The following is a 25,552-nucleotide window of genomic DNA, read 5'->3' on the forward strand; positions in this document are numbered from 1 at the left end:
CCTCAACGGTAAACAGTGAGCGCCATGGCGCCGAAAATGCAGCTGAACAGGCTCAGGCGCAACAGCGCCGGATGCCAGAAGAAACGGTACAGATCAAGCCCGGACATCAACCGGTCCAGGGCCCAGGCAATGACCATCGCCACCACGAACATCACGGTCACGGTGGGCATGTAAACGCCGTGAAAAGCAATTTCACGCGGCATGCAGAAGTCCTTGCGGCTCGTGATTGGGGGCGTAGGCGGCCAGAGGCGACTGCGGGTCGAGCAGCGAAGTGCGGATGAAGTGCAGATGGCTCTTGACCCGACGCAACGGCGAAGTATCGAAATGCGGCGCGAAGGGCTCGTCGGTCTGGGCTACGCAGGTAATAGCGTGGTCGACGGCGTAAAGGCTGCGCGCCAGATTGTTGCGATCCGGCTGGATAAACAGGCGAATCAGCGAGCGCCCCATAACCCGGATCGCCTGCCGCCAGGGTTGCGATTCGGCGTAGCTGGGGTGGACCGGCAACACGTCCTGCTCGCGGCGCAGCTCCATGATCGCCTGACCGACTTCCAGCACCACGAACATCCAGCGCAGCAGGTTGCGTTGTACTTCCGGACGCCCCGCCGCCAAGCCATAAGCCTGATGCATCAAGTCGCGGGTGCGGCTTTCAAAGCTTGAACGCATGCCTTTGAGCGGCGCGCTGATGGCAAATACCACCTGCCGTCGCAGGTCATTTTCCAGACGCTGCCACAACCAACGACTGTTGGGCGGCAGGATAATCGCCCCCGCTGCCGCGCAGAGCAGCATGCCAATGACCATGGCGATGTAGTCGTTGATGAACACGTAGGGGTTGTAGACCGTAAGGTTCTCGGGCGCCGATCCGATACTGAAAAAAATCAGCAATCCCAATCCATAGCCCGCCCACTGCGGGCGTGAGGCCAGGAACGCGCCAAAGGCAAACACCGGCGCCAGCACCATGCACAACAACGGAAAACCGTCGATCTGCGGGAAGATGAAGAAGGTTTCGAAAAAGCCCAGCACCGCGCCGAGGGCGGTCCCGCACGCCATTTGAAACGACATGCGTCGCGGGTTGGGCGTGGTCGCGGACAGCGCCACAGTGGCCGCCGATACCAGGGTCATCGTCGCGCCGCTCGGCCACGCCGTTGCGACCCAATACACCGACATCACGCCCAGAATGAACGTCGCCCGAATGCCCGAAGCGGCTGAGGCCATCCAGTTGGTTTTCGACAGGAACGGCTCGACCCATTTCTCCCGCTCGTGGCTGTGATCGGCCAGTGAGGCGTGGGTCTGCGCGTAATCGTGCATGTCGTCGACGAAGCGATAAAGCAGTTCGTAGGCGGTGTGGAAATCCAACTGCTGGTCATCACTGGGTTCAGTCTTCATAAACTCGGCGCGAAGACTGCGCACATGGTCGGGCAACTCGGCCTGGTAGGCGCTTAACCGGCTGGCCAGCAGCTTGGCGTCCGCGTCGATCAGCGCGCGTCCAGCAAAATCATCCAGCAGCTTCGCCAGCGCAGTCAGCCCCGGCTCAATCGCCCGCAGCACCGTGGTTTCGCCGCGATTGCGCAGGCGTTCGAGCAGTTGATGCAGGGCGTTGAAGCGCGTGGTCAGCGTCATGAATTCGCTGTTCAAACGGTTGAGCCGTCCGTTGCGCCGACGCATGTGCGGGTCTTCAAACACCGTGACTGCGCGCAGCCCTTCCAGCCCTACTGCGTCGGCAATAAAGCGCACGTTATTGGCTTCGAACGACGCAGGATCGGAGGTGCCGCGCAGCCCGTGATTGACGAATGCAGCGAACACGCCGAAGCGCTGATACAAAGCGTTGCGCATCGACGCGCCAGAGCTTTGCGGCAGGATCGCGGCGGTGACCAGCGTTGAACAGGCGATACCGAGGGAGATTTCCAGCACCCGCCACATGGCCGCCATGAACGAGGTTTCGGGGTGCGCCAACGCTGGCAGGCCGGTCATCGCAGCGGTGTAGCCGGCCAGCACAAAGCCGTAGGCGCGAAAGTTGCGATAACGGGCAGCGCCGGCGCAGCAAAAGCCGACCCACAGCGCCAGGCTGCCGAGAAACAGCTCGCTGTTCTGCGCAAACAATGCCATCAGCAGCACCATCACCACCGACCCTGCGAGCGTGCCGAGAAAGCGGTAAAAACTCTTGGCGAACACGTGCCCGCTCTGCGGCTGCATGACGATGAACACGGTGATCATCGCCGTGCGCGGTTGCGGCAGTTCCAGACGCATGGCCAGCCAGTAGGTCAGGAACGCCGCAATCAGCACCTTGAAGATGTAGATCCAGGTCACGCCATCGCTTCGCGCCCAGCCGAAGAATTCCCGGCGCCATGGCAAAGTGGTGATGCGGTGCAGGAGCGTGGTCATCTCAGTTCGTGACCTCTGGTGGCTGGCCCAACGCATTCGCGGACAGGTCCGCTCCCACAAGGACTCCGCCCAGCCCTGTGGGAGCGGACCTGTCCGCGAAGAGGCCTGCATTGGCGCTGCAAAATGGTCTGGCTCACTTGTCAAACACCGCCAACGTCTTGGGCGTCTTGGGCGCCACGGTCCGGTCCTGCGCCGGCGAATCATTGCCCGCCATCAACCCACCACCCAACGCCACCACCAACTCGGCGTGCACGGTCAACCGCGCGGCCTGAACCTGCTGCTGCACCTGCTGCTGATGGAACAGCAACGTCTGCGCGTTCAACACATTCAGGTAATCAGTGAGGCCGCGCTTGTAGGCGACCATCGCGATGTCATAAGTCTTCTGCGCCGTCGCCACCGATTCGTCGGCAAAGCCTTGCTGCTTGTCCATCGACGCGCGGCGAATCAGCTGATCGGAGATGCTTTTTAGCGCATTCACCAGCGTCTGGTTGTACTGCGCCACGGCCTCGTCATAACCCGCAGACGCTTCGCCCAAATCGGAGCGCAAGCGCCCGCCGTCGAAGATCGGCAGGGTGATCGCCGGACCGACGCTGTAGTTGAATTTCTTGCCGGTCAGAAACTCCAGCATGCCGCCACCGGTGGCCATGTAGCCGAGGCTGCCCACCAGATCGACGTTCGGATAAAAGCCTGCGTGCGCCACATCAATGCCCCGCGCCTGCGCCGCCACTCGCCAACGGCTGGCAACCACGTCCGGGCGCTGGCCCAGCAGTTCGGCGGGCAATGCCGATGGCAGTTTCAGCGGCGCTTGCAACGACAGCGTCGGGCGCTGCAATTGCGCGCCCTCTCCCGGTCCTTTGCCCGCTAACGCCGAAATCTGGTTGCGACTCAGGGCGATCGCTTCGTCCAGTGCATCGATCTGGCGGTGGGTTTCCGGCAACGGGGTCTCGGCCTGGCTGACTTCAAAATGCGTGCCGATGCCGCCCTGCAAGCGACGCTGCGCCAAATCAAGAATCTGCTGTTGCTGTTTGAGCGTCGCCTCAGCGATGTCGCGCTGGGCGTAGTTGAGCGACAACTGGATGTAAGCGCGGACCATGTTGTCCTGCAATTCCAGCTGCGCCTGACGTTCCTGCGCCGCGCTCATGTGGGCAAGGTCCAGCGCGCGTTCGCTGTTGTTGCTTTCGCGACCCCACAAGTCGAGGGAATAACTCAGACCCAAGGATGCGTTGTTGTCCCACGTGCTGGTGTTCGATAACTCACCGGGGCCATAGAACTGGTCGGTCGGCCAGTTGTGCCGTTTCAATGTGCTGTCGGCGTTGATCTGCACCGATTCAGCCGATTCGGCCACACCCGCCATGGCTTTTGCCTGACGCACGCGTGCGGCCGCCATCGCCAGACTCGGACTGCCAAGCGCAGCCAGATCGATCCAGTGATTGAGTTGATCATCGCCATAAGCGCGCCACCACTGACCTGCGGGCCAGTGGGCGTCTTGGGCTGCATCTTTGATGGCCTCGTCGGTGGCCAGCGCGTTGGCTGGCAATGACGTGCCTTGGGGTTTGATTCCGCCGGTTCCGATGCAGCCGCTGACAACCAGGATTAAAGCCAGGACAGTGAGGGGCTTGAGCCCTCTGATGATGCGACGCGGCACAGCTGCGATTACCCGAATGTGGAGGAATACGAAAGGTGCCGCGATTTTAGGATGCGTCTGCGACGGCGATAAGCCGGGACTTCTGTGAATCTTTGTTACCGAACGGAGGATAATCCTTTGGTATGGCTGACATGGATCAGTTACTTCATGTCACAATTTGCCATCTCTCCAGAGAACGGCCAATGGACACTCTGCAAAACATGCGCGCTTTCAGTTGCGTGGCACAAGCGGGCAGCTTCACTGCGGCAGCAGTTCAGCTGGACACCACCACCGCCAACGTTTCGCGGGCAGTCTCCAATCTCGAAGCCCACCTGCAGACCCGACTGCTCAACCGCACCACACGACGTATTGCCCTGACCGAAGCGGGCAAGCGTTATTTGCTGCGTTGCGAGCAGATTCTGGGGTATGTCGAAGAAGCCGAAGCCGAGGCCAGCGACGCCCATGCCCGCCCGTCCGGGCAGCTTCGGGTGCACTCAATGACCGGCGTCGGCCAGCATTATGTGATCGACGCCATTGCGCGTTACCGGCGTAATCATCCGGACGTTTCGTTCGACCTGACCATGACCAACCGCGTGCCGGACCTGCTCGAAGAGGGCTATGACGTCTCGATCGTGCTGGCCAGCGAACTGCCGGATTCGGGATTCGTCTCGCAGCGTCTGGGCATCACCTACAGCATCGTTTGCGCGTCTCCGGCTTACATCAAAGCGTTCGGCACGGCCAACAAACCGGCAGATTTGCTTAATCACGCCTGTCTGCGTCTGATCAGTCCGGTGTTCCCGGTGGAAAAGTGGGCATTCGACGGTCCTGATGGCCAGGAAGTAGTGACGATTGCCAACTCGCCGTTTCTGGTGAATTCGGCCGACGCGATGACAGCGGCAATCATCAGTGGCATGGGGATTGGCAACCTGCCGATTTACTCGGCGATTGAAGGACTGCGCAACGGCACGCTAGTCCGGCTGTTGCCGCAATACCGCTCCCATGAGCTGAATCTGTACGCCATCTACCCTTCGCGGCAGTACCTGGACGCGAAGATCAAGACGTGGGTCGAGTACCTGCGCGGCTCGTTGCCGGAAATCATGGCGGCTCACGAGGCGGACTTGCAGACCCACGCGATGCTTGAGTCGGTCTAACGGCGGCAACGATCCATTGAGACACGCGCGCAATTTCTGCGTCATACGCAAAACCCGTGGGAGCGGACCCGTCCGCGAAGAGGCCGGAACAAACGGCACATAGTCAGCGCCCGGACTTACGTCTTCGCGGACGGGTCCGCTCCCACAAGTGACGAGTTCCGTCGGAAAAACCTCGATCTGATGAAAGAAAAAGCTCCCGCTGCCAATCCCCCGACAAGAATGTTAGCGTGCTACGCAACTCACTTCTGAACCGCCCGAGAGAAGCTATCCGATGAAAAAGACCGTCCTTGCCTTCAGCCGCGTGTCCCCGGAAATGGCCGAGCGCTTGCAGCAAGATTTCAACGTGATCATCCCCGATCCGAAAAAAGGCGACCTCAACCAGCAGTTCGATGAAGCGCTGCCGCACACCCACGGCATGATAGGCGCGGGCCGCAAGCTGGGGCGTGAGCAACTGGCGAGCGCGACGCAGCTGGAAGTGGTGTCGAGCATCTCGGTCGGTTACGACAACTACGACGTCGGCTACCTGAGCGAACGCGGGATCATGCTGACCAATACCCCGGACGTGCTGACCGAAAGCACGGCAGACCTGGGGTTCTCCCTGATCATGAGCAGCGCCCGCCGTGTCGCTGAACTGGACGCCTGGACCAAGGCTGGCAACTGGACGCGCAGCATCGAAGCGGCGCATTTCGGCACCGATGTACATGGCAAAACCCTGGGCATCGTCGGCATGGGCAACATCGGCGCAGCGGTGGCGCGTCGTGGTCGTCTGGGTTTCAACATGCCGATCCTCTACAGCGGCAACAGCCGCAAGACCGAGATTGAGCAGGAGTTGGGCGCGCAGTTCCGCACGCTGGATCAACTGTTGGCGGAGTCGGACTTTGTCTGCTTGGTGGTGCCACTGAGCGAGAAGACCAAACACCTGATCAGCACCCGCGAGCTGTCGTTAATGAAGAAAAGCGCGATCCTGATCAATATTGCACGCGGTCCGATTGTCGACGAACCCGCGCTGATCGAAGCGTTGCAGAACGGCACCATTCGCGGCGCAGGGCTGGACGTGTACGAGAAAGAGCCGCTGCCCGAGTCGCCGCTTTATAAGCTGAGCAACGCCGTGACCCTGCCGCACATAGGTTCGGCCACCCACGAAACCCGCCAGGCCATGGCCGACCGCGCCTACGCCAACCTGCGTGCGGCGCTGTTGGGCGAGAAGCCGCAGGATCTGGTGAATCAGCAGGTGTGGAAGGGTTGAAAATCTTCAGCGCCTGACCCGACGCCTTCGCGGACAGGTCCGCTCCCACTTTTTGAACTGCGTTATCCCTGTGGGAGCGGACCTGTCCGCGAAGAGGCCGTTTCAGACGCCGCAAACCTCAAGCCAGCTTCGCCCCCACCGGCACCACCGGCTTGGGCTTTCTGAACACCAGCACATTCCCGAGCATCACCAACACCAGCCCCATCAACGCCGGCGCCGTCCATTGGTAGCCTTCGGCGAACGCCGACACATTCAGCGCCACCACCGGGAACAACACCGTGCAGTACGCCGCGCGCTCCGGGCCCATGCGTCCGACCAGCGTCAGGTACGCGGTGAAGCCGATCACCGACCCCGGGATCACCAGATACAGCAGCGACCCGATGTACCGCGTGTTCCATTCGAACGTGAACGGTGCGCCGCTGATCAGGCAATACACGCTCAGCATCGCCGCGCCGTACAGCATCCCGTAGGCGTTGGTGGTCAGCGGGCGCAACCCGGCTTTCTGCTGCATGCTCGAAAGCATGTTGCCTGCCGAGAAGCACAGCGTCCCGAGCAGCGCCAGGCCTAGTCCGATCAGGGTTTCATGGCTGGCGCCGTGCCCGGCCAACTGCGGCCAGAACAGACACGCCAGCCCAATCAATCCCAGCGCGCCACCGGTCACGACGTTACGGGCGATTTTTTGACGAAAGAAGATCCGCGCATTCAGGGCGTTCCACAGCGTGGAGGTTGAGAACACCACCGCCACCAGCCCGCTGGGAATCCACTGGCTGGCGTGCAGGAAGCACATGAAGTTGACGCAGAACAGGCACAAGCCCTGGGCCAGGCAGATCATCTGCCCGCGCCGATTGACCGGCTGCAATTTGCCGCTGAACAACAGCATGGCGAACAGGATCAGTGCCGCGAGCCCGAAGCGATAAACAATAGAAACCGGAATCGCCACCTCCCCCAGTTGCAGCTTCAGGGCGATCCAGGTGGTGCCCCAGATCAAGACGGTCAGCAGATACAGCGAGATGTTCATGGCGGGCTCCTCAGTGAATCCTCAGTCTGAACAGTGGGCGCGGCGGGCACTTGCACAATCTTGCGCATTTGATCGGCGGGTGGCTGGCAGCGCGGGCGCTACAGCGTAGGATGCAAGACCTGAATCAAACCCTTAACTGATCCCCTGTGGGAGCGGACCTGTCCGCGAAGGGGCCCGTGAGTCCGATACATCAGTGTCGTCTGCTGCACCGTATTCGCGGACGGGTCCGCTCCCACAGGTTATGCATCAGTCATAAGATCGAGTTCAACCCCATGCCGCCCCTCGAAACCATCCAGGTGTTCCAGTCCCTGAACAGCTCGCCCAATGCTCGTCTTGAGCAGAGTGCGTCGCTGGGCGACGGGATGGTGGCGGCGTTGTGGAATAACCGGCATGACGCGCAGGAGTATCACGCACCGACGCATCACACGTTGTCGTGCTACATCGATGGCGGTCTGGGTACGCACCGGCGCGGTCGGCCGGATAACAAAGGCGCCCCCGGCAAGCTGTGTATTTTGCCCGCAGGACACGAGTCGGCCTGGGTAGTGAACGGGGAAATCCGCCTGGCGCATCTGTACATCAGCCCTGAGCAGTTCGCCCTCAACTGCGTGACGATGCTTGATCGTGAGCCTCGTGAAATGGCGTTGCGCGAAAGCACATTCACCGACGACCCGCTGCAAGCGATGCGGTTTCGCCAGCTCATTCAGATGGACTGGAGCGAGCCCGGCGAACGGTTGCTGGCCAGCAGCCTGGCCCATGAAATGCTCAGCCACACCATGCTCGATCAAGTCGGGCAGCGCGCAGGTTTGCGCTTGAAGGGCGGACTGGCGCCGCACCTGCGCCGGCAGTTGATCGAGTTCATCGACAGTCACTTGGCCGACCCGCTGAGCCTTGGGCAACTGGCAGGAATGTGCGCGCTGTCCGAGTACCATTTCGCGCGGATGTTTCGCGAAAGTTTTGGAGTGCCGCCGCATCAGTATCTGCTCGCCCGCAGACTGGTCCGGGCTCGCCTGTTACTGCGGACCACCGGCCTGGCGTTTGGCGATATCGCGCTCGATTGCGGCTTTGGCAGCGCCAGTCATTTCAGCAATCGATTTCGTCAGGTGGTGGGGGCAACGCCGGGGGAATATCGGTTGGCGTTTGTCTGAAATCCTCCTTTGTCGCGACGCCGCCCTGTCGCGCAGCAAAAACCGATCCCGTGGGAGCGGACCTGTCCGCGAAGAGGCCGGTACATCCGATGCACCTTCATCGGTTGTACCATTGCTTTCGCGGACAGGTCCGCTCCCACGGGTTTTGCGTCGGGTCGCAAGTTCCGATCACCCGAAGAGCGACCATACAACTGGTATCCGCTCAAAACTCCAACGTCGTCGCCACCACCACTTGCCGAGAATCCCCCATCGACACGAAGTACCGGCTTATGGCTGAACTGTAATAGGTGCGATCGAACAGGTTCTTGACGTTGAGCTGAACCTTCACTTTCTGCCCGTCCAAGCGGGTTTCGTAGGTGGCGAACGCATCGGCGACGGTGTAACCCGGCAGCTCAAAGTCGTTATCCGGATTGCCCGCCCTCTGCCCCACATAATGTGCGCCGGCCCCCAGTCGCAAGCGGTCGCCGCCGCCGAACACTGGGCCTGCGTCAAACACCGCCGACAACGAGCCACTGTGTTTGGGCACGTTTTGCAGGCGATTGCCTTTGAGCGTCGGGTCCTGAATCACTTGCGCATCGGTGAACGCATAACCGCCGATCACGCTCCAGCGCTCGGACAACTGCCCGCTCAAGTCCAACTCCAGACCGCGCGACCTCACCTCGCCAGCAGTGCTGTAAACCGTGTTGGCGGTCAGCGAGTCAAAGTTGGCGACCAGCACGTTGCGCTTTTTGATGTCGAACAACGCCAATGTGCCGCTGAACGCGTCCAGCACTTCCCACTTGGCGCCCAGCTCCCAGGATTTCGCCTGCTCAGGCAGCGTGGCCGAATCCAGCGTCGTGCCGCCCGCCAACGCGGCGATGCTGGAGTTGGGCTTGAACGACTCGGTGTAGCTGCCATAAAACGACAGCTGATCATCAACGCGATACACCAACCCGGCGCGGGGTATCCATTTCTGGCCATTCAGATCGGTGTTAACGGTGAACGGTCGGCCCTTGCCTGCCACTTGATCGAAGGTTTGAAAGCGTGCGCCGGCGACCAGAATCCAGTGATCGGTCAGGTGAATGGCATCCTGAGCGAACACCGAGTCGGTGCGCAAAATATCGCTCTGGTTGCTGTCTGCCGCGCTGGCAAATGTGCCCTTGGGCTCCAGTCCGTAGACCGGGTCGAGGTAACTGAACGTGGTCTGGCTTTTCTGGCGAATCAACTCACCGCGATAAATTTTGCGGTACTCGTCATCCAGCCCCAGCATCAGATCGTGTGGCATCCCGAGCAATTGGACGCTGCCATTGAGCGTCATCGTCGTGAAGCGGTCGGTACTCAACGCGCCGCCTGTGCCGTCCATGGAGCGAGTCAACGTGCCGTCGACCGGGTTCACCGCCGTGATCCGCACCTGACTGGCGTCGTAGGTCTCGCGGTTGTAGCTGTAGCCCAAGTGTCCGGTCCAGTTGTCGTCAAACTGATGATCGGCCTCGAAACGATACAAATCCGAGCGCCCTTCCATGTTGTTGAAGGGCTCGTCCAACCGCCGGGTCGCCGGGATATCCAGCGGGTGGCCGGTACGCGGATCGATCGCCGTGCCGCGATCAAACGGGTAGAAGAACTCGCGATGCTCATAAGCGGCAAGCAACTGCGTGGTGTCGCCATACCAGGCCAGCGATGGCGCTATCAGCGTCTCGCGGTGCACGCCGAAATTGCGCCAGTAATCCTCGTCTTCGTGGTCGAGAATCAGGCGGTAAGCCAGCCCTTGTCCTTCCAGTTCCGGACCGTCCAACGCCCCGGTGCTGTCCAGCGTGCCGCCGCTGCCATTCTTGCCGTCGCCGAAGGTCGAGCCGCGTGCAGTAAGCGCGTTGTAGGCCGTCATCTGCGGACGCTTACTGACCACATTGACTACCCCGCCGGGGTCTTGAATGCCGTACAGCAAGGTCGAAGGCCCTTTGAGCACTTCGATGCGCTCGGCGCTGGCGTTGAGGCTGCGGCCCTGCACCACGGGCATGCCGTCGCGCATGATCGAGCCGTCCCGGTTGTCACCGAAGCCGCGCTTCATCAGGGTGTCCTGAGTGCTGCCCAGCGTATTGCCCTGGGTCACGCCGCTGATATTGCTCAGCGCGTCATCGAGATTGCGCGGCGCCTGATCGCGCAGCACTTGCGCGGGCACAACGCTGATGGCTTGAGGCGTCTCGAGAGTCGGTGTGAGTGAGCGGCTGACCGAACTGCCCGACGGCGGTTGGTAGCTGGACGATGATTGCCAGCGCGAGTCGACGTTTGTGGCTTGCAGGGTGATTGCGCCTTCGCTCGCGTTGGGCTCAAGGGTGAAGGTGCGTTCGGTGGCGCGGCGGTAGGTCAATCCGGAGCTAGCCAACAGGGTTTTGAGTGCCTGTTCCGGGCTGTAAGCACCGTCGAGCGCAGGAGCATTGATGCTGTAGGGCGTTTCCTGAATGTAGACGACGCTCAGGCCCGTCGTGCGGGTGAAGTCACTGAGCGCCTGGGGCAATGGCTTGGCGGGGATGGAAAAGTTAAAAAGCGGCTCGACGGCCTGGGCGCAGACACTCCAGAGCGCGAGTAGAAATCCCCCAATGTAGGAGCGCGCTTGCCCGCGAAATTTGCGATACGCCACTCGGGATGTGTCGAACTCACTGACGTCTTCGCGGACAGATCCGCTCCCACTGTTGGAACGCGTTACCTGTGGGAGCGGACCCGTCCGCGAAGACGTCGGCACGAACCCTGAAAAGTCCTGATCAGGCGACGCGCGATCTGCATACACCTTCACCGCAGCACAATCACGCGGCCAAACAGTTCGGTTTGCTCGAAGCCGACCACTGACTTCAACCCTGCCAACACCGCTTCAGGGTCATGACTGGGAAAGCTTCCGCTGATGCGTTTGGCGGCTAATTCATCGTTGAGCAACACGATCCGGCCGGGATAATAACGGCTCAGATCGTTGATCACGTCGGCCAGCGGTGTGCGGTAATAATTCAGCCAGCCCTGCCGCCAGGCCAACTGGTTTTCGCTGTCCACCGCAGCAGGCTCGCTGGTGCCGCGCGCCTCGTAACTGATCCGTTGTCCAGCGGTCAGCAGCTGTTGCGCATGATCTGCGCCAGCGCTCACACCGACCTTGCCCGACAGCACCGTGACCTGCGCGCCCACCGGTTGCAGGCGCACCTCGAACTGGGTGCCCAACACCCGCGTTTTGCCGCCCTGAGCATCGACCACAAAGGGCTGGCCCGTGTGCTTCACTTGAAAAAACGCCGCCCCTCGACGCAACTGAACATGCCGCTCGCCGCTCTTGAAATCCACGGCAATGGCGCTGTCGGCGTCCAGCGTGACTTGCGACTGATCGGCCAGCGTGACCGTCCGAACCTGCCCCGGCGCCGAGACGTAATCAGCGCCGAAATCATCGATCCAGCGCTGCGGCTGCCAGCCCGTGCCGACACTGACCATCAAGACCAGACACGCCGCTATCGCCAGACCCGCGCTCCAGCGTGGCAAAGCCCTGCGCTTGGGAGCGTCCATCGCGGCCAGCAGTGCTTGAAGCGCGGCGTCTTCTTCGTGAGCAAGACGCGCAGCCGGTTCTTCACTCAATTCCCACAGCACTTGCGCCTGGGCGTAGGCTTCGGCATGGGCGGGATCGGCGTGCAGCCAGCGGCTGAAACCAGCGTGATCGGCGGCGTCAGGTTCGTGCAAGCGGCTTAGCCAGGACAGAGCAGCTTGGTGCTGAGCCGCAGAAACGTGAATGACTTCAGATGACGCGTTCATCGGCGAGCATCCTGTGACTGGCTTCGCAGCGCGCTGACCGGCAACACGTCGTGATCCAGACTCGCCTTGCAGGCCTGCAGGGCGCGCATCATATGTTTTTCCACCGCGCTTTGTGAAAGCCCCATGACCTTGGCGATCTCGGCGTATTTGCGCCCATGAATGCGATTGAGCAGGAAGATCTGCCGGGTCTTTTCCGGCAGCCCACGTAGCGCCGCTTCGACGTGACGCAAATCGTCAGTGGCTTGCAGCGCGGCATGGGGCTGATCGTCGATCACGTCTTGCGGCTGCGACATACACTCTTCACTGACCCGCGCCCGCGTGCCTTCGTTGCGCAAATGGTCGATGGCGATGTTGCTCGCACAACGCAGCAGATAGGTGTTGAGCTCCTCGACCTGCACCAGCGGGCGCCGCCAGAAACGCACAAACAAATCCTGCACCAGATCCGCTGCCGTGGCCCGACACCCTACGCGTCGGCTGACCAGCGCTTCCATCTGCGGGCGCTGGGTCAAGAACACCTTGAGAAAATGCGCGCGCGTGCCGCTCGCCCCGTCCTGGTCTGCGCTGCCGGGGAGCGGCTCGGGCGTGTCCGGCTTCGGTGAAATCATCAGGTCCACGTCAGCCGAACCACTGACTGACGGCAGCAATCGGGCTGATCAGTAAGCCGACGCCCGCCAGCAACAACGCCAACCGTGGCCGCAGGGACATCGCGATCAGCAGCATCAATGCACTGGCCATCAGCGCGGCAAACCATTGCACCAGGCCGATGGTCCAGCCGCCCGCTTGTACGCCTGCCCAAAGAGAAAGCAGCAACATGACCCAACCCAGCACACGCAATAACTGACGAGGCCCGGGCGCCAGTTTGCCGCCGACTGCATCGGCGTAGTGGCGGCTCATCGACAGGCTCAGCGCGGTGAATCCGAGATAACACAACAGCGTGGCGAGGAGCATCAGTGCACCTCTCGGTGACTGATGTTCGAGCTGGCGCTTTGGTGAGCAAGCTCTCTCACCCGCCCTTCAGGCAAATGCAGTTTTTGGGTATTACGGGTCCCTGTAGGAGTGAGCTTGCTCGCGATGCTCTTTTGCCGCCCCACCCGAAACTTCAGCGCCGACCACCCAAGAAACAACCCAACCACCAACGCCGTTAGATCGAGCCCCGGCATCGCCCAGTGGCCCTGCTCAATTGCCGCTAGCAAATAAGGCCCTGCCGTCAGCGCATCGAGCACCGGCAGACCGGCAAACAACAAGGCGCCCAGTCCCAACTGCTCACGCCACGCGGCAGCGCCTTTGCGCACCACGGCATGCAGCACCGCCAGGCCCCAGACGATGAAGAAGACGTTGATCTCCCAACCCTCGCGCGCGGCGAAGCTGACAGGCAACAGGCGATTGGCCCAGAAAAAGCTGACCACTGCCAGTATCAGTCCGGCCATGCTCGCGACGTTCAGCACTTCAACCAGGCGCAACTCAAACGGCAGCACGCAAGTGCTCGCGTGCTTGAGGCGGCGTTTGCCAAGCCACATCACCAGGCCCGTGCCAATCAACGCGGTGCCGCCCACGCCGAACACAAAGTACAGCCAACGCAGCAAGGGCCCAGCGAAGTGACCCATGTGCAGGCCGTAGAGCGCCCCTGCCAGTTTCAGTGGCGCAGCGGTCATCACGCTTTCGCTGTCCAGTGCGCCAGTGGTGCCGTTGAAGATCATTCCGGAGCCTGGCTCATAGACGATTCGCTTGTCGTCGCCGCGTACCACCGTCACCGTCGCATTAGCGTCGCCTGGCCGATTCACCACCAGACGCGCCACCGCAGCGCCCTGCCAATGCTCGCGCGCGGTGTCTGCCATCGCTCGCAATGGCGCCAGCGGCATGGGAGTTGCGCTGGCTTGTACCGTCTTGAGCGAAGGGAACAGATCGTTGAAAAACTCCTGGGGCTTGCCGTCGTAAGAAGTGAGGATGCTCGCAGGCATGACCATGGTCATGAAAATCACCAGACTGCTGTAGGTGATCATGAGGTGAAACGGCAGGATCAGCACCCCGACCGCGTTATGCCCGTCGAGCCAGGAGCGCTGGCCTTTGCGCGGTCTGAAGGTGAAGAATTCTTTGAATATTTTCTTGTGAATGATGACCCCGCTGATCATCGTCACCAGCATCACCATTGCGGCGATGGAGGCCAGCCAGCGCCCCCAGGGGTGCGGCATCTGCAACTGAAAATGGAACCGGTAGAAAAACTCGCCGCCTTTGGTTTCACGCGCGTTGGCGTCAGTACCGGTCAGCGGGTCGAGGGTCTTGTTGGCAAAGCCGCCCGTAGCCTTTTGCCACATCACCTTCAGGCCGGGTGAGCGCGCATCCGGCAGGCTGATGAACCAACGCGGGGCATCGCCGGCATTTTGCTGCAGCCAGCTTTGCGCACGTTCCAGGCTCAGGCCTGCGTCCACGTCACGCACCTGAATCTCCGGCTGCGCCCACTGAGTAATCTCGTCCTTGAAATACGACATTGTGCCGGTCAGGAATATCGCGAACAGCAACCAGCCGAACACCAGTCCCGCCCAGGTGTGCAACCAGCCCATGGACTGACGAAAGCCCTCCTTCATGACAGCCATCGCCCGATGCCGTAGAGCGCTGCGAACACCGCCGCTGGCACCATGACCCCAAGCCAGGCCAGCCACGCGTGGCGACAGGCAAAACACCAGAGCGCAATCAACAGCCAGGCCAGAAACGAAACGGTCATGGCCAGAACCACCGATTCAGCTCGAGTGAATGGCAGCCATTGCGCCAGACACACGCTGAACAGCGCCGCCACCAGATACCCCCCGAATGCAGCAGCGAGCACGCGAGACGCAACGGCCAGACGCCAGCGCAGGGAAATCTCGCCTCGTCTGGCTTTGCCGGCCTTGCGGCGACTCATCGCAACCCCTTCCATCAGCGAAGAGCACCCGGGCGCGCGCGGGAGATTTCGCCAATATTTGTCTGAATCGACATCGGGTGCTGTCCCTTGAAAGGTGTGGGTCGGTAGGAATTCGTAAGAGTGGGCGTACGAAGGATCGCAATATTAATGATAAATATTCTCATACGCAAAGGATGTCAGCCCAAAGTTCCGCACGACGGCGAAATATATTCTCTGTGATTAGGGGTTGAATTGTTTCGTCATCGGCGCCAACACTGTGGTTGAGGGCAGACGAAACTCAGTGACGTCGAGACTCTCCCGAGCAAGCCAAAGTAAGGGAAGAACTATGCAAATCCAGGTCAACAGCGATAACCACATCGAAAGCAGCGTCCGACTGGAGGAGTGGGTACGAACCACCGTTGAAAGCAACCTCGACCGCTACGAAGAAGACCTCACCCGAATTGAAGTCCATATCCAGGACGAGAACGGCGACAAGCCCGGCCCGCACGACATCCGCTGCCAGATGGAAGCCCGGCCAAAAGGACACCAGCCTATTTCCGTTACCCACAAGGCCAGTTCATTGGACTTGGCAGTGGACGGCGCAGCCGTAAAACTTGATCACGCGCTCGAACATCTGTTCGGCAAACTGCGTAGCAAGCGCGGAGGCGTCTCGTCGATCAGCACCGTACAAGACAGCGACGCAGAAAGTCCGGATGCACTGCTGCAAGAAGAATTTTTAGAGAAAGACGACGCTCTGCACGGTTGATCCGGCAGCATCGCAAGATCGACTGACAGCCGTCGATCTACGATTTCAGCGTCAATAGGGGGCGGACCTGTGCAAGCAGGCCCGCCCTTTTTCGTTTCGTTCATTCGTGTGCAAGCCACAGAAAACAAGGGCTGCACACAAATCAGGCGGAGCGTGCCTTATTGGTGCTGACCGGGAGCGGTGTCCCCGTATGGGCGTTATTGATTTGTGTGCGGCAAGTCTCGAATACAGTCGTTTATGTCGCATCCAGACGGCTGAATCGATTCGTGAGCACCATTCATCGCAGGTGGCCCAAACCATGCAAGTGGTGTATCGAGAGGGTTACAACGGTGCGCAGATGCGCTGACGCAATCAATGATCAGTACTTCGCTCAACAGATGGCACATCAACGGATCAGTGACGGACGAAACCGTTAAGTCAGCGATAACGGCCAAGGCAGGAATTTTTTCTACCGTTGATCAGCGTCGAGAACTAAAGGGACTAACCCCCGGTCAATTTATGCAGAATCGATAACCAGGTATCAGGCCATGGACAATCCGTTTCAACAGATCACCGATGCATTTCACCCAGACTACCGGGTTAATTTAAGTATCCAGGGCTTGGACGGCACCATCATGCTGACACTCTCCAATGAGTCAGGCGTAGTGGCCAAACGTTTAATTAGCGCAGAACAACGTAACTCGCCAAAACGGCTGCGTCGCTTGATCGAAAGCGTGCAATTTGGCATTGCGATCGAACAGGGCCATAGCGCGATAAAAATCCTTGCCGCCATGACCGATGGCGATCTCAGGCAACTGGCGCCTATCCCGGCCAAAACTGCCTTGTACAGCAGGCCCGCAGTGGCAGTGGGCATCTGAATGACTTCAATCGCACGGAGGCGGTAAATCCATCGCCTCCCCCTTCTATTTTTTGATTTCTGAATCTAGCTACTGACCACGACGTCGCTTCTGCCCAAAGCATAGATGCGCACCATTTACTTCTGCCGAAGGCGTAGGAGCGCAGCTTGCTCGCGATCTGCCGGGCACCGGCAGCAGAATGCTCAGCGCACATCCCACCTTGCCAGTCATCGCTCCAAAAACGCTGATCCCTCGCCAGTTCAGGCCTCAGACAGAAACCACCTGTTACAACAAACTCACAAGAGAGACTTCGGTCGATCAGTCGTGAGTGCTTCACGTTGTGGATAAGTCTGAGGTGATGACATGTTTTTACGTAGTGCAGCAGTGATCGCAGCATTGGCCGTGGCCTCCGGTTGCGTGCAGGAACGGGTTGTCCATGAGCGTCGCGTCGTTGACCGACCAGGGCCGCGTCCCGAGTACGTCGAGGTCGTCGCCCCGCAAGCGCCACCGGAACGAATCATCGAGCAAGAGCCCGCGCCACGCCCTGGCTATGTATGGGCCCGCGGCTACTGGCACTGGAATGGCAATCGCTACGTGCCGGTCCATGGCCATTGGGAAGCCGTGCGTCCGGGCTATCGCTATCAGCACCCGTACTGGGAAAGCCGCGGTGATGGCTGGCATTACCATGTCGGCGTGTGGGTCAACTGAGCGTCTGACAAACAGCAAAATGCCCCGATCAACGGGGCATTTTTATTTCGGCAGTCAGCGAATCAAAGCTCGCCCTTCTCCTCCACCAGAGCACCTTTGGCTTTACCATGGGGGTCTGGCACTTTTGCCGACGGAAACTGCGAAGAGGCATAACGCACCACCAGAATCGCAAACGCCAGCAGCAGGATCGCTCCAGACAGGTACACCACGCCCAGGTCTGGCGGCGCATGATGCGATACATCGGAGATCAACAAACGGGTCAGCGCGGTAATGGCCACGTAGATCAGAAAGCGCACGGGCATGTGGTTGGTCTTGAAATAAATCCCCACCATCGCACCCAGCTCCAGGTAGATGAACAGCAAAAGGATGTCATCGACGTTGATGTGCCCCTTTTCGAGCATGCCCAGAAATGCCACGACGGCTGCCCACGCTGTGACGCCGCCAATGGCGAACAGCGCCAGGTAGTGGAAGCTTTCGACGAACAGGTTGCCGATCGACTCGGCGCAGCTGTGCACCTGTTGACGCAGTGATTCGGCCCAGTTGATTTTCACGATGTACTTCCTTGAGTAATCCAGAACGGATGATGCCGCGCGAGCATGACGCTTTTGGCCGCGCTAACTGCCATATTCTCTAGCAGAAACGGGGCCATCGACTAGGGTTCAGAGCGTGACGGGTTGTCGCAAGGCACATCGCTCGCCAAAAATGTGTTCGCAGTGCCACTATCCAAACCGAATTGATTCCCTTATGCTGCGCACTGTATAAATAAACAGTACTCATTACTGCACCCGATGACGAGGCCGAAAGATGGCTGTTGAGACCCTGTATCGCAGTACCCGCGACTTGGAGACTACATTCGTGGACCGCAAACTCGCCGATGCGCATGACCAAATGCTTGAGCTGGCTGAATCGCTCACGGAGGTTTTGCAAAAGAACGTGGCTGGCCTGACCGAGAAGCAGGCAGAAGACGCCGGGATTTTCATGGCGAAAAACCGCGCCGTGTTCGCCGCAGCGTTCAAGAGCAACGCCAGCGCGCTGGCCGAGTTGATCAGCTCTGGTGATGCATCGGAAGATTGATTGATATCGACTCACTGTAGGAGCTGCCGAAGGCTGCGATGCAATTGGCCTGACACACCGCGATCGCAGCCTTCGGCAGCTCCTACAGAATCGTGTCGTTTACGCCGCCGCCAGCAGAGCACTACTCAATATTCAATAACCGCTCGGCCAGTGCATCAGCCACTCGCGCGGGTGAGCGTTTTTCTGCCTGTGCATGGGCGAACACTTCGGTCAGTCGTCTGCCGATCTGTGTCAGGTGAGCGCTGATGGTGCTGAGGGTTTCCCCTTGGTGCTGCAGAGCGACATAGATCAAACCACCGGCATTGATGACGTAATCAGGGGCATACAAAATGCCTCGCGCTTCCAGCTGATCGGCAATCGCCGCGCAGCTCAGTTGGTTGTTGGCGCCGCCTGCGACGGCTGCGCAACGCAATTTGGCGACGCTGTGGCTGTTGAAGACACCGCCCAACCCGCAAGGGGCGAGAATGTCACAGGGCGTGCTAAGCAACGCTTCGGCAGCGATAGGCTTGGCGCCGAATTGCTCCATCGCCAACTGCACTTTGCCGCTGTCCAGATCACTGACCAACAACTCGGCGCCAGCGGCGTGTAATTGTTCGGCCAAGGCATAACCCACATGCCCCAAGCCCTGGATCGCCACCCGTAACCCCTCCAGATTTTCGCTGCCCAGCCGCGCCATGGCAGTCGTGCGAATGCCGACATAAAGGCCCATCGCAGTGTGTGGTGACGGATCGCCAACTTCCGTGGTGCTGGTGACGTGCTGGGTGTACTGAGCAATGCAATCCATGTCTTCGCTCGACGTGCCACTGTCGATCGCGGTGATGTAACGCCCGTCGAGCGTTTGAACGAATCGCCCAAAAGCCTCGAACAAGGCTGACCTGTCCGGCACGTGCGCCGGACGCAGGATCACGGCGGATCCGCCGCCAATCGACAAACCCGCGAGCACGGCCTTAAAGCTCATGATCCTCGCCAACTGAATGGCATCTTCAATGGCGCTTTGTTCGGTGGGATAGGACAAATAGCGACAGCCACCCAGCGCAGGGCCTTTGTGGCTGCTGTGAAGGGCGATGACAGCCTTAAGGCACGAGGCCGATTCGACGACCACATGCAACGACTGCACGCGTGAACTTTGCATGAGAGCGAACATCGGCGGTGCTCCCGATTTTTGTAATGCGAGTATAGGCGCTGCAACAAAAATTGACGGACGCTGGCAGCACTGGGCGACGAGATGGCAAGGCGCTCGCGGCATAGCCTTGACTCCGTTGATCGCTACTGGACGAACGAGTGGCATAGGGGCTACAACAAGTGATGTGAAGAACCAAGTCCAGCCGCCTGATCCCGTCGGAGAAGCCGATGACCCCTCTTAGTCAATGCCTTGCCTGTATGGAACGTACGCCCCCTTCGGCGTTTGAAGCGGGGCTTTGGATATCCATTGAGCATGATCCGCAATGCGTGCTGGACGAGACACTGAGCGAGATCGACGACCTTACCCGCAAGATCAGCTGCGCGCTGCCGATGTCGCCTCCCGCTGAGCTGGCACAAGCCATGCTTCGCCAACTGGCAGCGCTGGGTTTTCAGCAGGACGATGTGGCGCATCCGAAACCGCATTCGGCGCTGTTGCACAAGGTGGTGCAGCGTCGGCGCGGCCAGCCGTTGGGATTAGCGATGATCAGCCTTGAAATTGCCCGGCGTCTGGAGATTCCGCTGGAAGGGGTCAACTTTCCCGGACATTTTTTGCTGCGGGTACCGGGGGCCGATCATCTACTGGATTCCTGCGGGGGCCGCCGGCTGTACCCCAAGGATTGCAGAGAACTGCTGATGCGTCAGTTTGGCCCGGACATCCCACTCACTGCCGAGCATATGCGCACTGCCTCGGCCCGGGCGATGCTGCAACGATTGTCGCGCAACCTGCGGCATCTGCATCAGATCAACGATGATTTGCTGGCATCGCTCAAGGATGCCACTCGCGTCCTGGAATTGGGTTCCGCCAATACCAGCGATTACCTTGCGCGTGCCAGCTTGTATCAAACGCTGGAATGCCCACAGGCCGAACGTTTCGACCTGGAGCATGCGTTGTTGCTGAGTGATGATCCCGTGCAACGCTTGAGACTTACCCAACGTCTACAAACGCTGCCCAGCGGACGAGCGATTCATTGAAAGCCGCTCAGCGACTGGCCATCGAGACGTACTTCACATCAAGACATGAAAGTTTTTCCAAAAGACCGGGCGCCTCGCCACCCATACGATTGCTCGCGTGCCATAGCCGGTGCCTACAGAGATCTCTCGTATGCCCTTTGCAGCGCCGAACGCCCCCAGCCATGCGCTGAAGAAGAAAGAGCCCGCGGTAGCACGATCTCCTTCTCGATAGGCAAGAACCCCTCGCAGCACATCGATCCCACTGTGCAATGCGCCCCAAGCCAGGCTTGCTCCAGGAAAAGGCAGTAGCGCGACCGTGCCTGCCAGTTTGACGATCACGTACAAATATCGAGCGCTGGTTTGCGCAACACTTTCTGACTGCCCGTCGACGTCATCGAGGACTCGCTGGAGCATGTCGTCGTAGAGCGTCGCCAAGTGGGTGACACGGTATTCAGGGACGACCCGGATACTGGCTTCTAGTTTGTCGTTCGCGTAGGGCATTTGATAACTGGCCATCAGAGACCCGATCACCGGCTGATCGCGGTAGGACGCGCGCTCGTAAAAGTACTGAGCCATACCTGCGGTTTGAAGCGACGCGTGAAAGTCGCTGGTACGCCTGAAAGTCTGACCATCCGGAGCACTTGGGGTGTAAGCCAGGCTAAACGCCGGATCGGTACTTTTGAAATCACGAAACACCAATGCGCCGTCTATCAGACGATCATTGATATGCAGCACGTTCACCGAACTGCTCGCGATGCGAGCTGCTTGCGCGCTACTGATACTTCCTGCTCCAGTAACGCTGAGAATCATCGCGCTTACCCAGTCGTACTGGTCAGGAGCGAGTTCCCCGCGCGCTTTGGCCAGCAGCGCATCGAGCTGCATTTCGCATTGCTTGCGAGACGCATATAACGCCCGTCGGCGCGCGTAGTTGGGCGAATCACTGCCCATCTCCCTCTGCACCTGTTCTATGTAGACTTCACCGAAACGCGTTTCCCCGGCGGCATCAATCAGCGTCTGCGACAGCTCACGACTGATATCCCAATCAGCGCCCACCAGCTTCGGCGCAGGATAAGGCGAAAAAAATCCTTGAGAAAAACCCTTCATGAACAGATCGGTCAAGGACGAAAAACGCGTCGCAAAGGCAACGTCTGCATCGTTATGATCGATAGAAACGTCAGGATCGATGAACAACTGATCAGTATCGATCTGCCGGTTGATGCCTTGAGCCTGGAGTTTGCGCTCCGCAATTCTTGACCCGCGCTCCCGGGCAAACTCGCGATAGCTCACCAAATCGGTTAGAGCCAGGTACTGGGTATTCAGCGCCACGATCTGATCACGCAGCCCGACAATGGATTTTCGTTCAAGGTAGCTGCCATGGAGGTGACCCGACGCGACAGTCAATTTGCGCTGATTGAGCTGACGCTCGATTCGGTCGCGTATCAGTATGGTCATGCCGTCGTTGAAGTTACTGGCATCCAGCGCTCCGCGAATGATGCTCTCCGGGCTCCAGCGACTCGGCAGCGCCTGAATCATCTGAATGAACTCGCCAAGTTGCTGATCGGGCTGTGCGCAGATCTGCTCCTGAACGTAAAGCGCGCCTTCCGGATACTGGAGCCACCCGCCAATGGCGAATGACAACTTTCGCCACGTATCGAACTCCATGAGATCGCTATTACCAGGGGCACCCGGCGCAAAAAGCACGTAGTAATCGTCACCCGCTCTTTGTTCACAAAACAGGATGGCGTCGTTGAAGCGGTTACGCAGCGCCATCAGAGAAATGCCGTTCAGAGAAAAGGAAGAACCGGCCTTTCTCTGTCCGGTCCTCACCGCATGAATCAGAGCCTGTCCTCGTTCGGTCAGGCGGTTCTGCATGATGGCCGTTGCGGCGGCAAGGTCAATGGCGCTGGCACGCAGGCTGACCACGGCTTGCTCGACGCCTGAGGAGCGTTGCAATACGGCCCAGTCCAGCTCGTAGGATCTACGCACATCAAGTTCGGCCAACATCGTTTCAATGAAGATCATGTCGAGCGCAGGATTGGTCAACGACCGAGGTAACGTCACAAATGCACCCGCCATATTGGCAGGCGCCCCTTGAACAGCAAGCTCCAACAGCGTCCTGCGCCGAGTGACAGGGCTGGCTTGTGAATGTTCGGGTAAGCGACAGGTCCAGGTGACCTGCAATTGCGTGGGGTCCACCACACAACCCAAGTGTTCGCGCATATAACCCGCCATTTTGTGATGCGCGTAAAATTCTAGCGATTCCATCGGCTCGATCAGTGAATCCAGATGCTGGATTCGCGTCAGGCTTTCAGCCTCAAGCTCTTGCAGTCGTTGCTTATGGGCCTCATCTGCGGAGCGAAACCAACGAGGACGGCTCAGTGCGTCCGCCGCCTTGGTCAGTTGTTGAACACGATGGCGAGCCACCTCGTCGATAGCATCCAGCGTCTGATAGGGCGCCCACTTGCGCAGGAATGTCTCCACGCCTACCCAGTCGCGCTGCGCACGGTTGAGTAGATAGGTGAAGTCATTGGCATGCTTGCGTTGAATCGCGAGAGCTGCCGCCGGAAACAGCGCAGAAGTCTGCTCGTTCAATTGCAACATTTGAAAGGACACCGAAGGTAATTGGGCCAGAGCGTGCTGATCAGACAACGGCAACATCGACACAAGGCCACCCTCTTTCGCAGGCGTGGCTAAAAGGCTTGTGAAGTACTCGCCCAACTGCGCGAAGTTCTCGAACTTCACGACGCCAGAAACCGGTGTAAGCAAATAACATGCACCAGAAATCGCTTGAGGGCTTCGCGTCGCAGGGTCTTTCGCGATCACATAAGTCACCGCGAAAGGCGAGATCGCGCGCCCCGGCAGAGCGAGCGCAACGTTGAATACACCTTCAGGCTTGAGGCTAGTACCCAGTTCCAGTAATCGTTCCTTGTCTTGGGCATCTATTTTATTACTCAGCTCCAGGAATGAAACTTCGTCTCTCATCAATTGATGCTGATGGTCACTGAACACTTTAATACGCGTCGCCCGAGCATCGACAGAAGCTGCGAAGGGCGCGCTCCAGAACTCACCTAGCCCCGCAAGATAACGATAAGGCAATTGCTCCAGCTGAACATTGAAGTTCCTCCAGATACTAAAGATATCGTCAGCATTGAGCTGATGACTTCGATCAAATGAGTCGTGCCGGGTGAAGATAAGAATGTTGCGCTTTGCAAGGTCACGGTGACCGTGCAGCATCGAATCCATGAATACCCGCGTCAGACTCATGGCCCCGGACAGCGAGCTGTCGACATGATGGGCATCGATGAAAAGAATGTCGGAATTAGAGATGCTGATTTGCTCATGCATTTGGCTGTCAAAGTATTCTCGAATGACAGCAGCCAGTAAGGGCGCATGCCGCAGCTGCTCCGAACAAGACTTCGATGACGAGATGACCGAATCCATCAGTAATGAAAGTTTAGTTTTTACTACACCGGCAGAAAGCCGCGCACCAGAATTTACGTCAGACATCAGTAAAGCTCCATGGTATATCGCCTGTGCCCGCAAGGCATCCAGCCAAGCAGTTGAAACACATGCAACAGAAAGTGCGTCCATCTAACAATGAATGGATGCGCGAAAAACGATAAATAATTAATACGCCCTATCAATGTAAAGACAGCAAGGGTAGGAACAGCTATTAATTCATGAAGGAATTTTTACTTGCTTACTGCGCCAAGCCGCTGAGCAAAACCATTACAACAAAGTGGGTAATAGTCTATTTCATGATTGGGGATGTAACGATCACGGCGCCACGTCTATCCTTGGCACCGTTCCCGAACGTTGTTTTTTGAAGCTCCTAAACTCAGCGTTGTTTAGCCGTTGCGAATGCAGCGGCTTTTTTTTAACGGCGCAACAGCGTATTTCACTCCCCATACTTTTGCAGATTGGCCATCATTTCCCGGAGTGCCTCTACATTGTCCTGCGGGTGCACCGCGCCTTCGAAGTCTCCGATAGCGCCCCACTTCGCCGCCACATCCTGCGGGGTAAAGCCCACGCGCGGATCGAAACCTGCACCCAGGCTACGTTCCCAACGAACTTTGCCGATCCAGCCACCGCCGACTTCGTACAGACCGGCGCTGTCACGGCATTGCTCGCTACCCAGAAAAACCACCAACGGACTGATCAACTCTGGCTTGAGCAGTTCAAAAACGCTGGCGGGAATCAGCCCTTCGGTCATGCGTGTGCCACCCGTGGGCGCGATCGCGTTGACCAGAATATTATTTTTACGCCCCTCGATGGCCAAGGTACGGGTCAGTCCATAGAGCCCGAGTTTTGCCATGCCGTAATTGGATTGGCCGAAGTTGCCGTAGATGCCGGAGGTGGAGGCAGTGAAGATCACCCGACCGTAATTTTGCTCGCGCAGATGGGGCCACGCGGCGCGGGTGACTTTGTAGGCGCCCTCGACATGCACGCGGTAAACAAGGTCCCAATCGGCGTCGTCCATTTTGGCGAAGGTCTTGTCGCGAAGAATGCCCGCGTTATTGACCACCACGTCGATACGTCCGAATGCGTCGAGCGCGTTCTGCACGATCTTGTCGCCGTCCGTGACCGAGTCATGATTGGCAATGGCTTGCCCGCCTGCTTCATTGATTTCTGCCACCACCCGGTCAGCAGCTGAGGCATTGGCACCTTCGCCGTGAGCGGACCCGCCCAAATCGTTGACCACTACGCGGGCACCATGCTTGGCAAACAGCAATGCATGGGCACGCCCGAGCCCGCCGCCAGCACCCGTGACGATGACGACCTTGCCTTCCAGACTTACAGATTCACTCATGCTCATCTCCCATATGGCCAGCGCACGCAGGAAG

The 25,552-nt window shown here is 59.1% G+C and carries 23 protein-coding genes; 9 read left to right on the forward strand and 14 right to left on the reverse strand.

The annotated features are described in order from the left end of the window. Positions 1–2: 2 nt before the first annotated feature. From ACWKWM_RS16745 to ACWKWM_RS16755, 3 genes are all read right to left on the reverse strand, one after another. Positions 3–203 (reverse strand): DUF1656 domain-containing protein, encoded by a 201-nt coding sequence (locus tag ACWKWM_RS16745; protein WP_483847206.1) that lies wholly within the window; start codon positions 201–203, stop codon positions 3–5. Then, positions 193–2,379 (reverse strand): FUSC family protein, encoded by a 2,187-nt coding sequence (locus ACWKWM_RS16750; RefSeq protein ID WP_483847207.1) that lies wholly within the window; start codon positions 2,377–2,379, stop codon positions 193–195. The genes ACWKWM_RS16745 and ACWKWM_RS16750 overlap by 11 nt, the downstream gene beginning before the upstream one ends. Before the next feature lie 133 nt (positions 2,380–2,512). Further along, a complete protein-coding gene (locus tag ACWKWM_RS16755) occupies positions 2,513–4,024 on the reverse strand; it encodes an efflux transporter outer membrane subunit (RefSeq protein WP_483847208.1) in 1,512 nt (503 codons plus the stop codon). A 182-nt stretch (positions 4,025–4,206) separates the two neighbouring features. Between ACWKWM_RS16755 and ACWKWM_RS16760 the strand changes: the two genes are divergently transcribed. Further along, on the forward strand, positions 4,207–5,154 hold the full coding sequence (locus ACWKWM_RS16760) for a LysR family transcriptional regulator (protein WP_483847209.1): 948 nt from the start codon (positions 4,207–4,209) through the stop codon (positions 5,152–5,154). 271 nt (positions 5,155–5,425) lie between these two features. Further along, a complete protein-coding gene (locus tag ACWKWM_RS16765) occupies positions 5,426–6,400 on the forward strand; it encodes a 2-hydroxyacid dehydrogenase (RefSeq protein WP_483847210.1) in 975 nt (324 codons plus the stop codon). 118 nt (positions 6,401–6,518) lie between these two features. Here ACWKWM_RS16765 and ACWKWM_RS16770 read toward each other — a convergent pair whose 3' ends face one another. Further along, positions 6,519–7,418, reverse strand: coding sequence for a DMT family transporter (locus ACWKWM_RS16770; RefSeq protein ID WP_483847211.1), 900 nt, complete (start codon positions 7,416–7,418; stop codon positions 6,519–6,521). 272 nt (positions 7,419–7,690) lie between these two features. Here ACWKWM_RS16770 and ACWKWM_RS16775 point away from each other — a divergent pair, with 272 nt between their 5' ends. Beyond that, positions 7,691–8,563, forward strand: a complete 873-nt coding sequence (locus tag ACWKWM_RS16775; protein WP_483847212.1) for a helix-turn-helix domain-containing protein — start codon at positions 7,691–7,693, stop codon at positions 8,561–8,563. A 202-nt stretch (positions 8,564–8,765) separates the two neighbouring features. Here ACWKWM_RS16775 and ACWKWM_RS16780 read toward each other — a convergent pair whose 3' ends face one another. The 6 genes from ACWKWM_RS16780 to ACWKWM_RS16805 form a co-directional block, all read right to left on the reverse strand. Further along, a complete protein-coding gene (locus ACWKWM_RS16780) occupies positions 8,766–11,177 on the reverse strand; it encodes a TonB-dependent siderophore receptor (protein WP_483847213.1) in 2,412 nt (803 codons plus the stop codon). Between the two features lie 149 nt (positions 11,178–11,326). After that, entirely contained in the window at positions 11,327–12,316 is a 990-nt protein-coding gene (locus ACWKWM_RS16785; protein WP_483847214.1) for a FecR family protein, read from the reverse strand. Further along, positions 12,313–12,924, reverse strand: coding sequence for an RNA polymerase sigma factor (locus tag ACWKWM_RS16790; protein ID WP_483847335.1), 612 nt, complete (start codon positions 12,922–12,924; stop codon positions 12,313–12,315). Before ACWKWM_RS16790 ends, ACWKWM_RS16785 begins: the two co-directional genes overlap by 4 nt. Positions 12,925–12,931: 7 nt before the next feature. Further along, a complete protein-coding gene (locus ACWKWM_RS16795; protein WP_483847215.1) occupies positions 12,932–13,264 on the reverse strand; it encodes a DUF3325 domain-containing protein in 333 nt (110 codons plus the stop codon). Beyond that, the gene (locus ACWKWM_RS16800; RefSeq protein WP_483847336.1) at positions 13,264–14,898 is read right to left on the reverse strand and encodes a PepSY-associated TM helix domain-containing protein; all 1,635 of its coding nucleotides are present in this window, start codon (positions 14,896–14,898) and stop codon (positions 13,264–13,266) included. Before ACWKWM_RS16800 ends, ACWKWM_RS16795 begins: the two co-directional genes overlap by 1 nt. After that, the gene (locus ACWKWM_RS16805; RefSeq protein WP_483847216.1) at positions 14,895–15,212 is read right to left on the reverse strand and encodes a DUF3649 domain-containing protein; all 318 of its coding nucleotides are present in this window, start codon (positions 15,210–15,212) and stop codon (positions 14,895–14,897) included. Before ACWKWM_RS16805 ends, ACWKWM_RS16800 begins: the two co-directional genes overlap by 4 nt. Before the next feature lie 325 nt (positions 15,213–15,537). Between ACWKWM_RS16805 and ACWKWM_RS16810 the strand changes: the two genes are divergently transcribed. The 4 genes from ACWKWM_RS16810 to ACWKWM_RS16825 all read left to right on the forward strand — a co-directional run bounded on the left by ACWKWM_RS16810 (position 15,538) and on the right by ACWKWM_RS16825 (position 17,501). Next, a complete protein-coding gene (locus tag ACWKWM_RS16810; RefSeq protein ID WP_483847217.1) occupies positions 15,538–15,957 on the forward strand; it encodes an HPF/RaiA family ribosome-associated protein in 420 nt (139 codons plus the stop codon). A 190-nt stretch (positions 15,958–16,147) separates the two neighbouring features. Next, positions 16,148–16,303, forward strand: a complete 156-nt coding sequence (locus ACWKWM_RS16815; RefSeq protein WP_483847218.1) for a hypothetical protein — start codon at positions 16,148–16,150, stop codon at positions 16,301–16,303. Positions 16,304–16,484: 181 nt separating this feature from the next. Then, positions 16,485–16,814 (forward strand): DUF3509 domain-containing protein, encoded by a 330-nt coding sequence (locus ACWKWM_RS16820; protein WP_483847219.1) that lies wholly within the window; start codon positions 16,485–16,487, stop codon positions 16,812–16,814. A gap of 342 nt (positions 16,815–17,156) precedes the next feature. Continuing rightward, positions 17,157–17,501: a YXWGXW repeat-containing protein gene (locus tag ACWKWM_RS16825; RefSeq protein WP_483847220.1), complete on the forward strand. Its 345-nt coding sequence runs from the start codon at positions 17,157–17,159 to the stop codon at positions 17,499–17,501. Positions 17,502–17,563: 62 nt separating this feature from the next. Here the strand turns inward: ACWKWM_RS16825 and ACWKWM_RS16830 are convergent, their stop codons facing one another. Then, positions 17,564–18,052, reverse strand: a complete 489-nt coding sequence (locus ACWKWM_RS16830) for a phosphate-starvation-inducible protein PsiE (protein WP_483847221.1) — start codon at positions 18,050–18,052, stop codon at positions 17,564–17,566. Positions 18,053–18,305: 253 nt separating this feature from the next. Here ACWKWM_RS16830 and ACWKWM_RS16835 point away from each other — a divergent pair, with 253 nt between their 5' ends. Next, positions 18,306–18,575 carry a YebG family protein gene (locus tag ACWKWM_RS16835; RefSeq protein WP_483847222.1) on the forward strand — a complete coding sequence of 90 codons (270 nt, stop codon included), beginning with the start codon at positions 18,306–18,308 and terminating at the stop codon, positions 18,573–18,575. Positions 18,576–18,696: 121 nt separating this feature from the next. Here ACWKWM_RS16835 and ACWKWM_RS16840 read toward each other — a convergent pair whose 3' ends face one another. After that, positions 18,697–19,719 carry a Glu/Leu/Phe/Val dehydrogenase family protein gene (locus ACWKWM_RS16840; RefSeq protein WP_483847223.1) on the reverse strand — a complete coding sequence of 341 codons (1,023 nt, stop codon included), beginning with the start codon at positions 19,717–19,719 and terminating at the stop codon, positions 18,697–18,699. A 206-nt stretch (positions 19,720–19,925) separates the two neighbouring features. Between ACWKWM_RS16840 and ACWKWM_RS16845 the strand changes: the two genes are divergently transcribed. Then, positions 19,926–20,729 carry a SirB1 family protein gene (locus tag ACWKWM_RS16845; RefSeq protein ID WP_483847224.1) on the forward strand — a complete coding sequence of 268 codons (804 nt, stop codon included), beginning with the start codon at positions 19,926–19,928 and terminating at the stop codon, positions 20,727–20,729. 33 nt (positions 20,730–20,762) lie between these two features. On the opposite strand, the gene ACWKWM_RS16850 is transcribed toward ACWKWM_RS16845, so the two are convergent. Then, positions 20,763–24,215 (reverse strand): hypothetical protein, encoded by a 3,453-nt coding sequence (locus tag ACWKWM_RS16850; RefSeq protein ID WP_483847225.1) that lies wholly within the window; start codon positions 24,213–24,215, stop codon positions 20,763–20,765. A 391-nt stretch (positions 24,216–24,606) separates the two neighbouring features. Further along, positions 24,607–25,518 carry an SDR family oxidoreductase gene (locus tag ACWKWM_RS16855; protein ID WP_483847226.1) on the reverse strand — a complete coding sequence of 304 codons (912 nt, stop codon included), beginning with the start codon at positions 25,516–25,518 and terminating at the stop codon, positions 24,607–24,609. Positions 25,519–25,552 lie beyond the last annotated feature (34 nt).

Source organism: Pseudomonas rosaeacicularis, assembly GCF_057128745.1.

Excerpts from the sequence above, each read along its gene's own strand:
- ACWKWM_RS16745 (WP_483847206.1), bottom strand. The coding sequence starts at position 203 with ATGCCGCGTGAAATTGCTTTTCACGGCGTTTACATGCCCACCGTGACC.
- ACWKWM_RS16750 (WP_483847207.1), bottom strand. The coding sequence starts at position 2,379 with ATGACCACGCTCCTGCACCGCATCACCACTTTGCCATGGCGCCGGGAA.
- ACWKWM_RS16760 (WP_483847209.1), top strand. The coding sequence starts at position 4,207 with ATGGACACTCTGCAAAACATGCGCGCTTTCAGTTGCGTGGCACAAGCG.
- ACWKWM_RS16765 (WP_483847210.1), top strand. The coding sequence starts at position 5,426 with ATGAAAAAGACCGTCCTTGCCTTCAGCCGCGTGTCCCCGGAAATGGCC.
- ACWKWM_RS16770 (WP_483847211.1), bottom strand. The coding sequence starts at position 7,418 with ATGAACATCTCGCTGTATCTGCTGACCGTCTTGATCTGGGGCACCACC.
- ACWKWM_RS16775 (WP_483847212.1), top strand. The coding sequence starts at position 7,691 with ATGCCGCCCCTCGAAACCATCCAGGTGTTCCAGTCCCTGAACAGCTCG.
- ACWKWM_RS16785 (WP_483847214.1), bottom strand. The coding sequence starts at position 12,316 with ATGAACGCGTCATCTGAAGTCATTCACGTTTCTGCGGCTCAGCACCAA.
- ACWKWM_RS16795 (WP_483847215.1), bottom strand. The coding sequence starts at position 13,264 with ATGCTCCTCGCCACGCTGTTGTGTTATCTCGGATTCACCGCGCTGAGC.
- ACWKWM_RS16800 (WP_483847336.1), bottom strand. The coding sequence starts at position 14,898 with ATGAAGGAGGGCTTTCGTCAGTCCATGGGCTGGTTGCACACCTGGGCG.
- ACWKWM_RS16805 (WP_483847216.1), bottom strand. The coding sequence starts at position 15,212 with ATGAGTCGCCGCAAGGCCGGCAAAGCCAGACGAGGCGAGATTTCCCTG.
- ACWKWM_RS16810 (WP_483847217.1), top strand. The coding sequence starts at position 15,538 with ATGCAAATCCAGGTCAACAGCGATAACCACATCGAAAGCAGCGTCCGA.
- ACWKWM_RS16815 (WP_483847218.1), top strand. The coding sequence starts at position 16,148 with ATGGGCGTTATTGATTTGTGTGCGGCAAGTCTCGAATACAGTCGTTTA.
- ACWKWM_RS16820 (WP_483847219.1), top strand. The coding sequence starts at position 16,485 with ATGGACAATCCGTTTCAACAGATCACCGATGCATTTCACCCAGACTAC.
- ACWKWM_RS16825 (WP_483847220.1), top strand. The coding sequence starts at position 17,157 with ATGTTTTTACGTAGTGCAGCAGTGATCGCAGCATTGGCCGTGGCCTCC.
- ACWKWM_RS16835 (WP_483847222.1), top strand. The coding sequence starts at position 18,306 with ATGGCTGTTGAGACCCTGTATCGCAGTACCCGCGACTTGGAGACTACA.
- ACWKWM_RS16840 (WP_483847223.1), bottom strand. The coding sequence starts at position 19,719 with ATGTTCGCTCTCATGCAAAGTTCACGCGTGCAGTCGTTGCATGTGGTC.
- ACWKWM_RS16845 (WP_483847224.1), top strand. The coding sequence starts at position 19,926 with ATGACCCCTCTTAGTCAATGCCTTGCCTGTATGGAACGTACGCCCCCT.
- ACWKWM_RS16850 (WP_483847225.1), bottom strand. The coding sequence starts at position 24,215 with ATGTCTGACGTAAATTCTGGTGCGCGGCTTTCTGCCGGTGTAGTAAAA.
- ACWKWM_RS16855 (WP_483847226.1), bottom strand. The coding sequence starts at position 25,518 with ATGAGTGAATCTGTAAGTCTGGAAGGCAAGGTCGTCATCGTCACGGGT.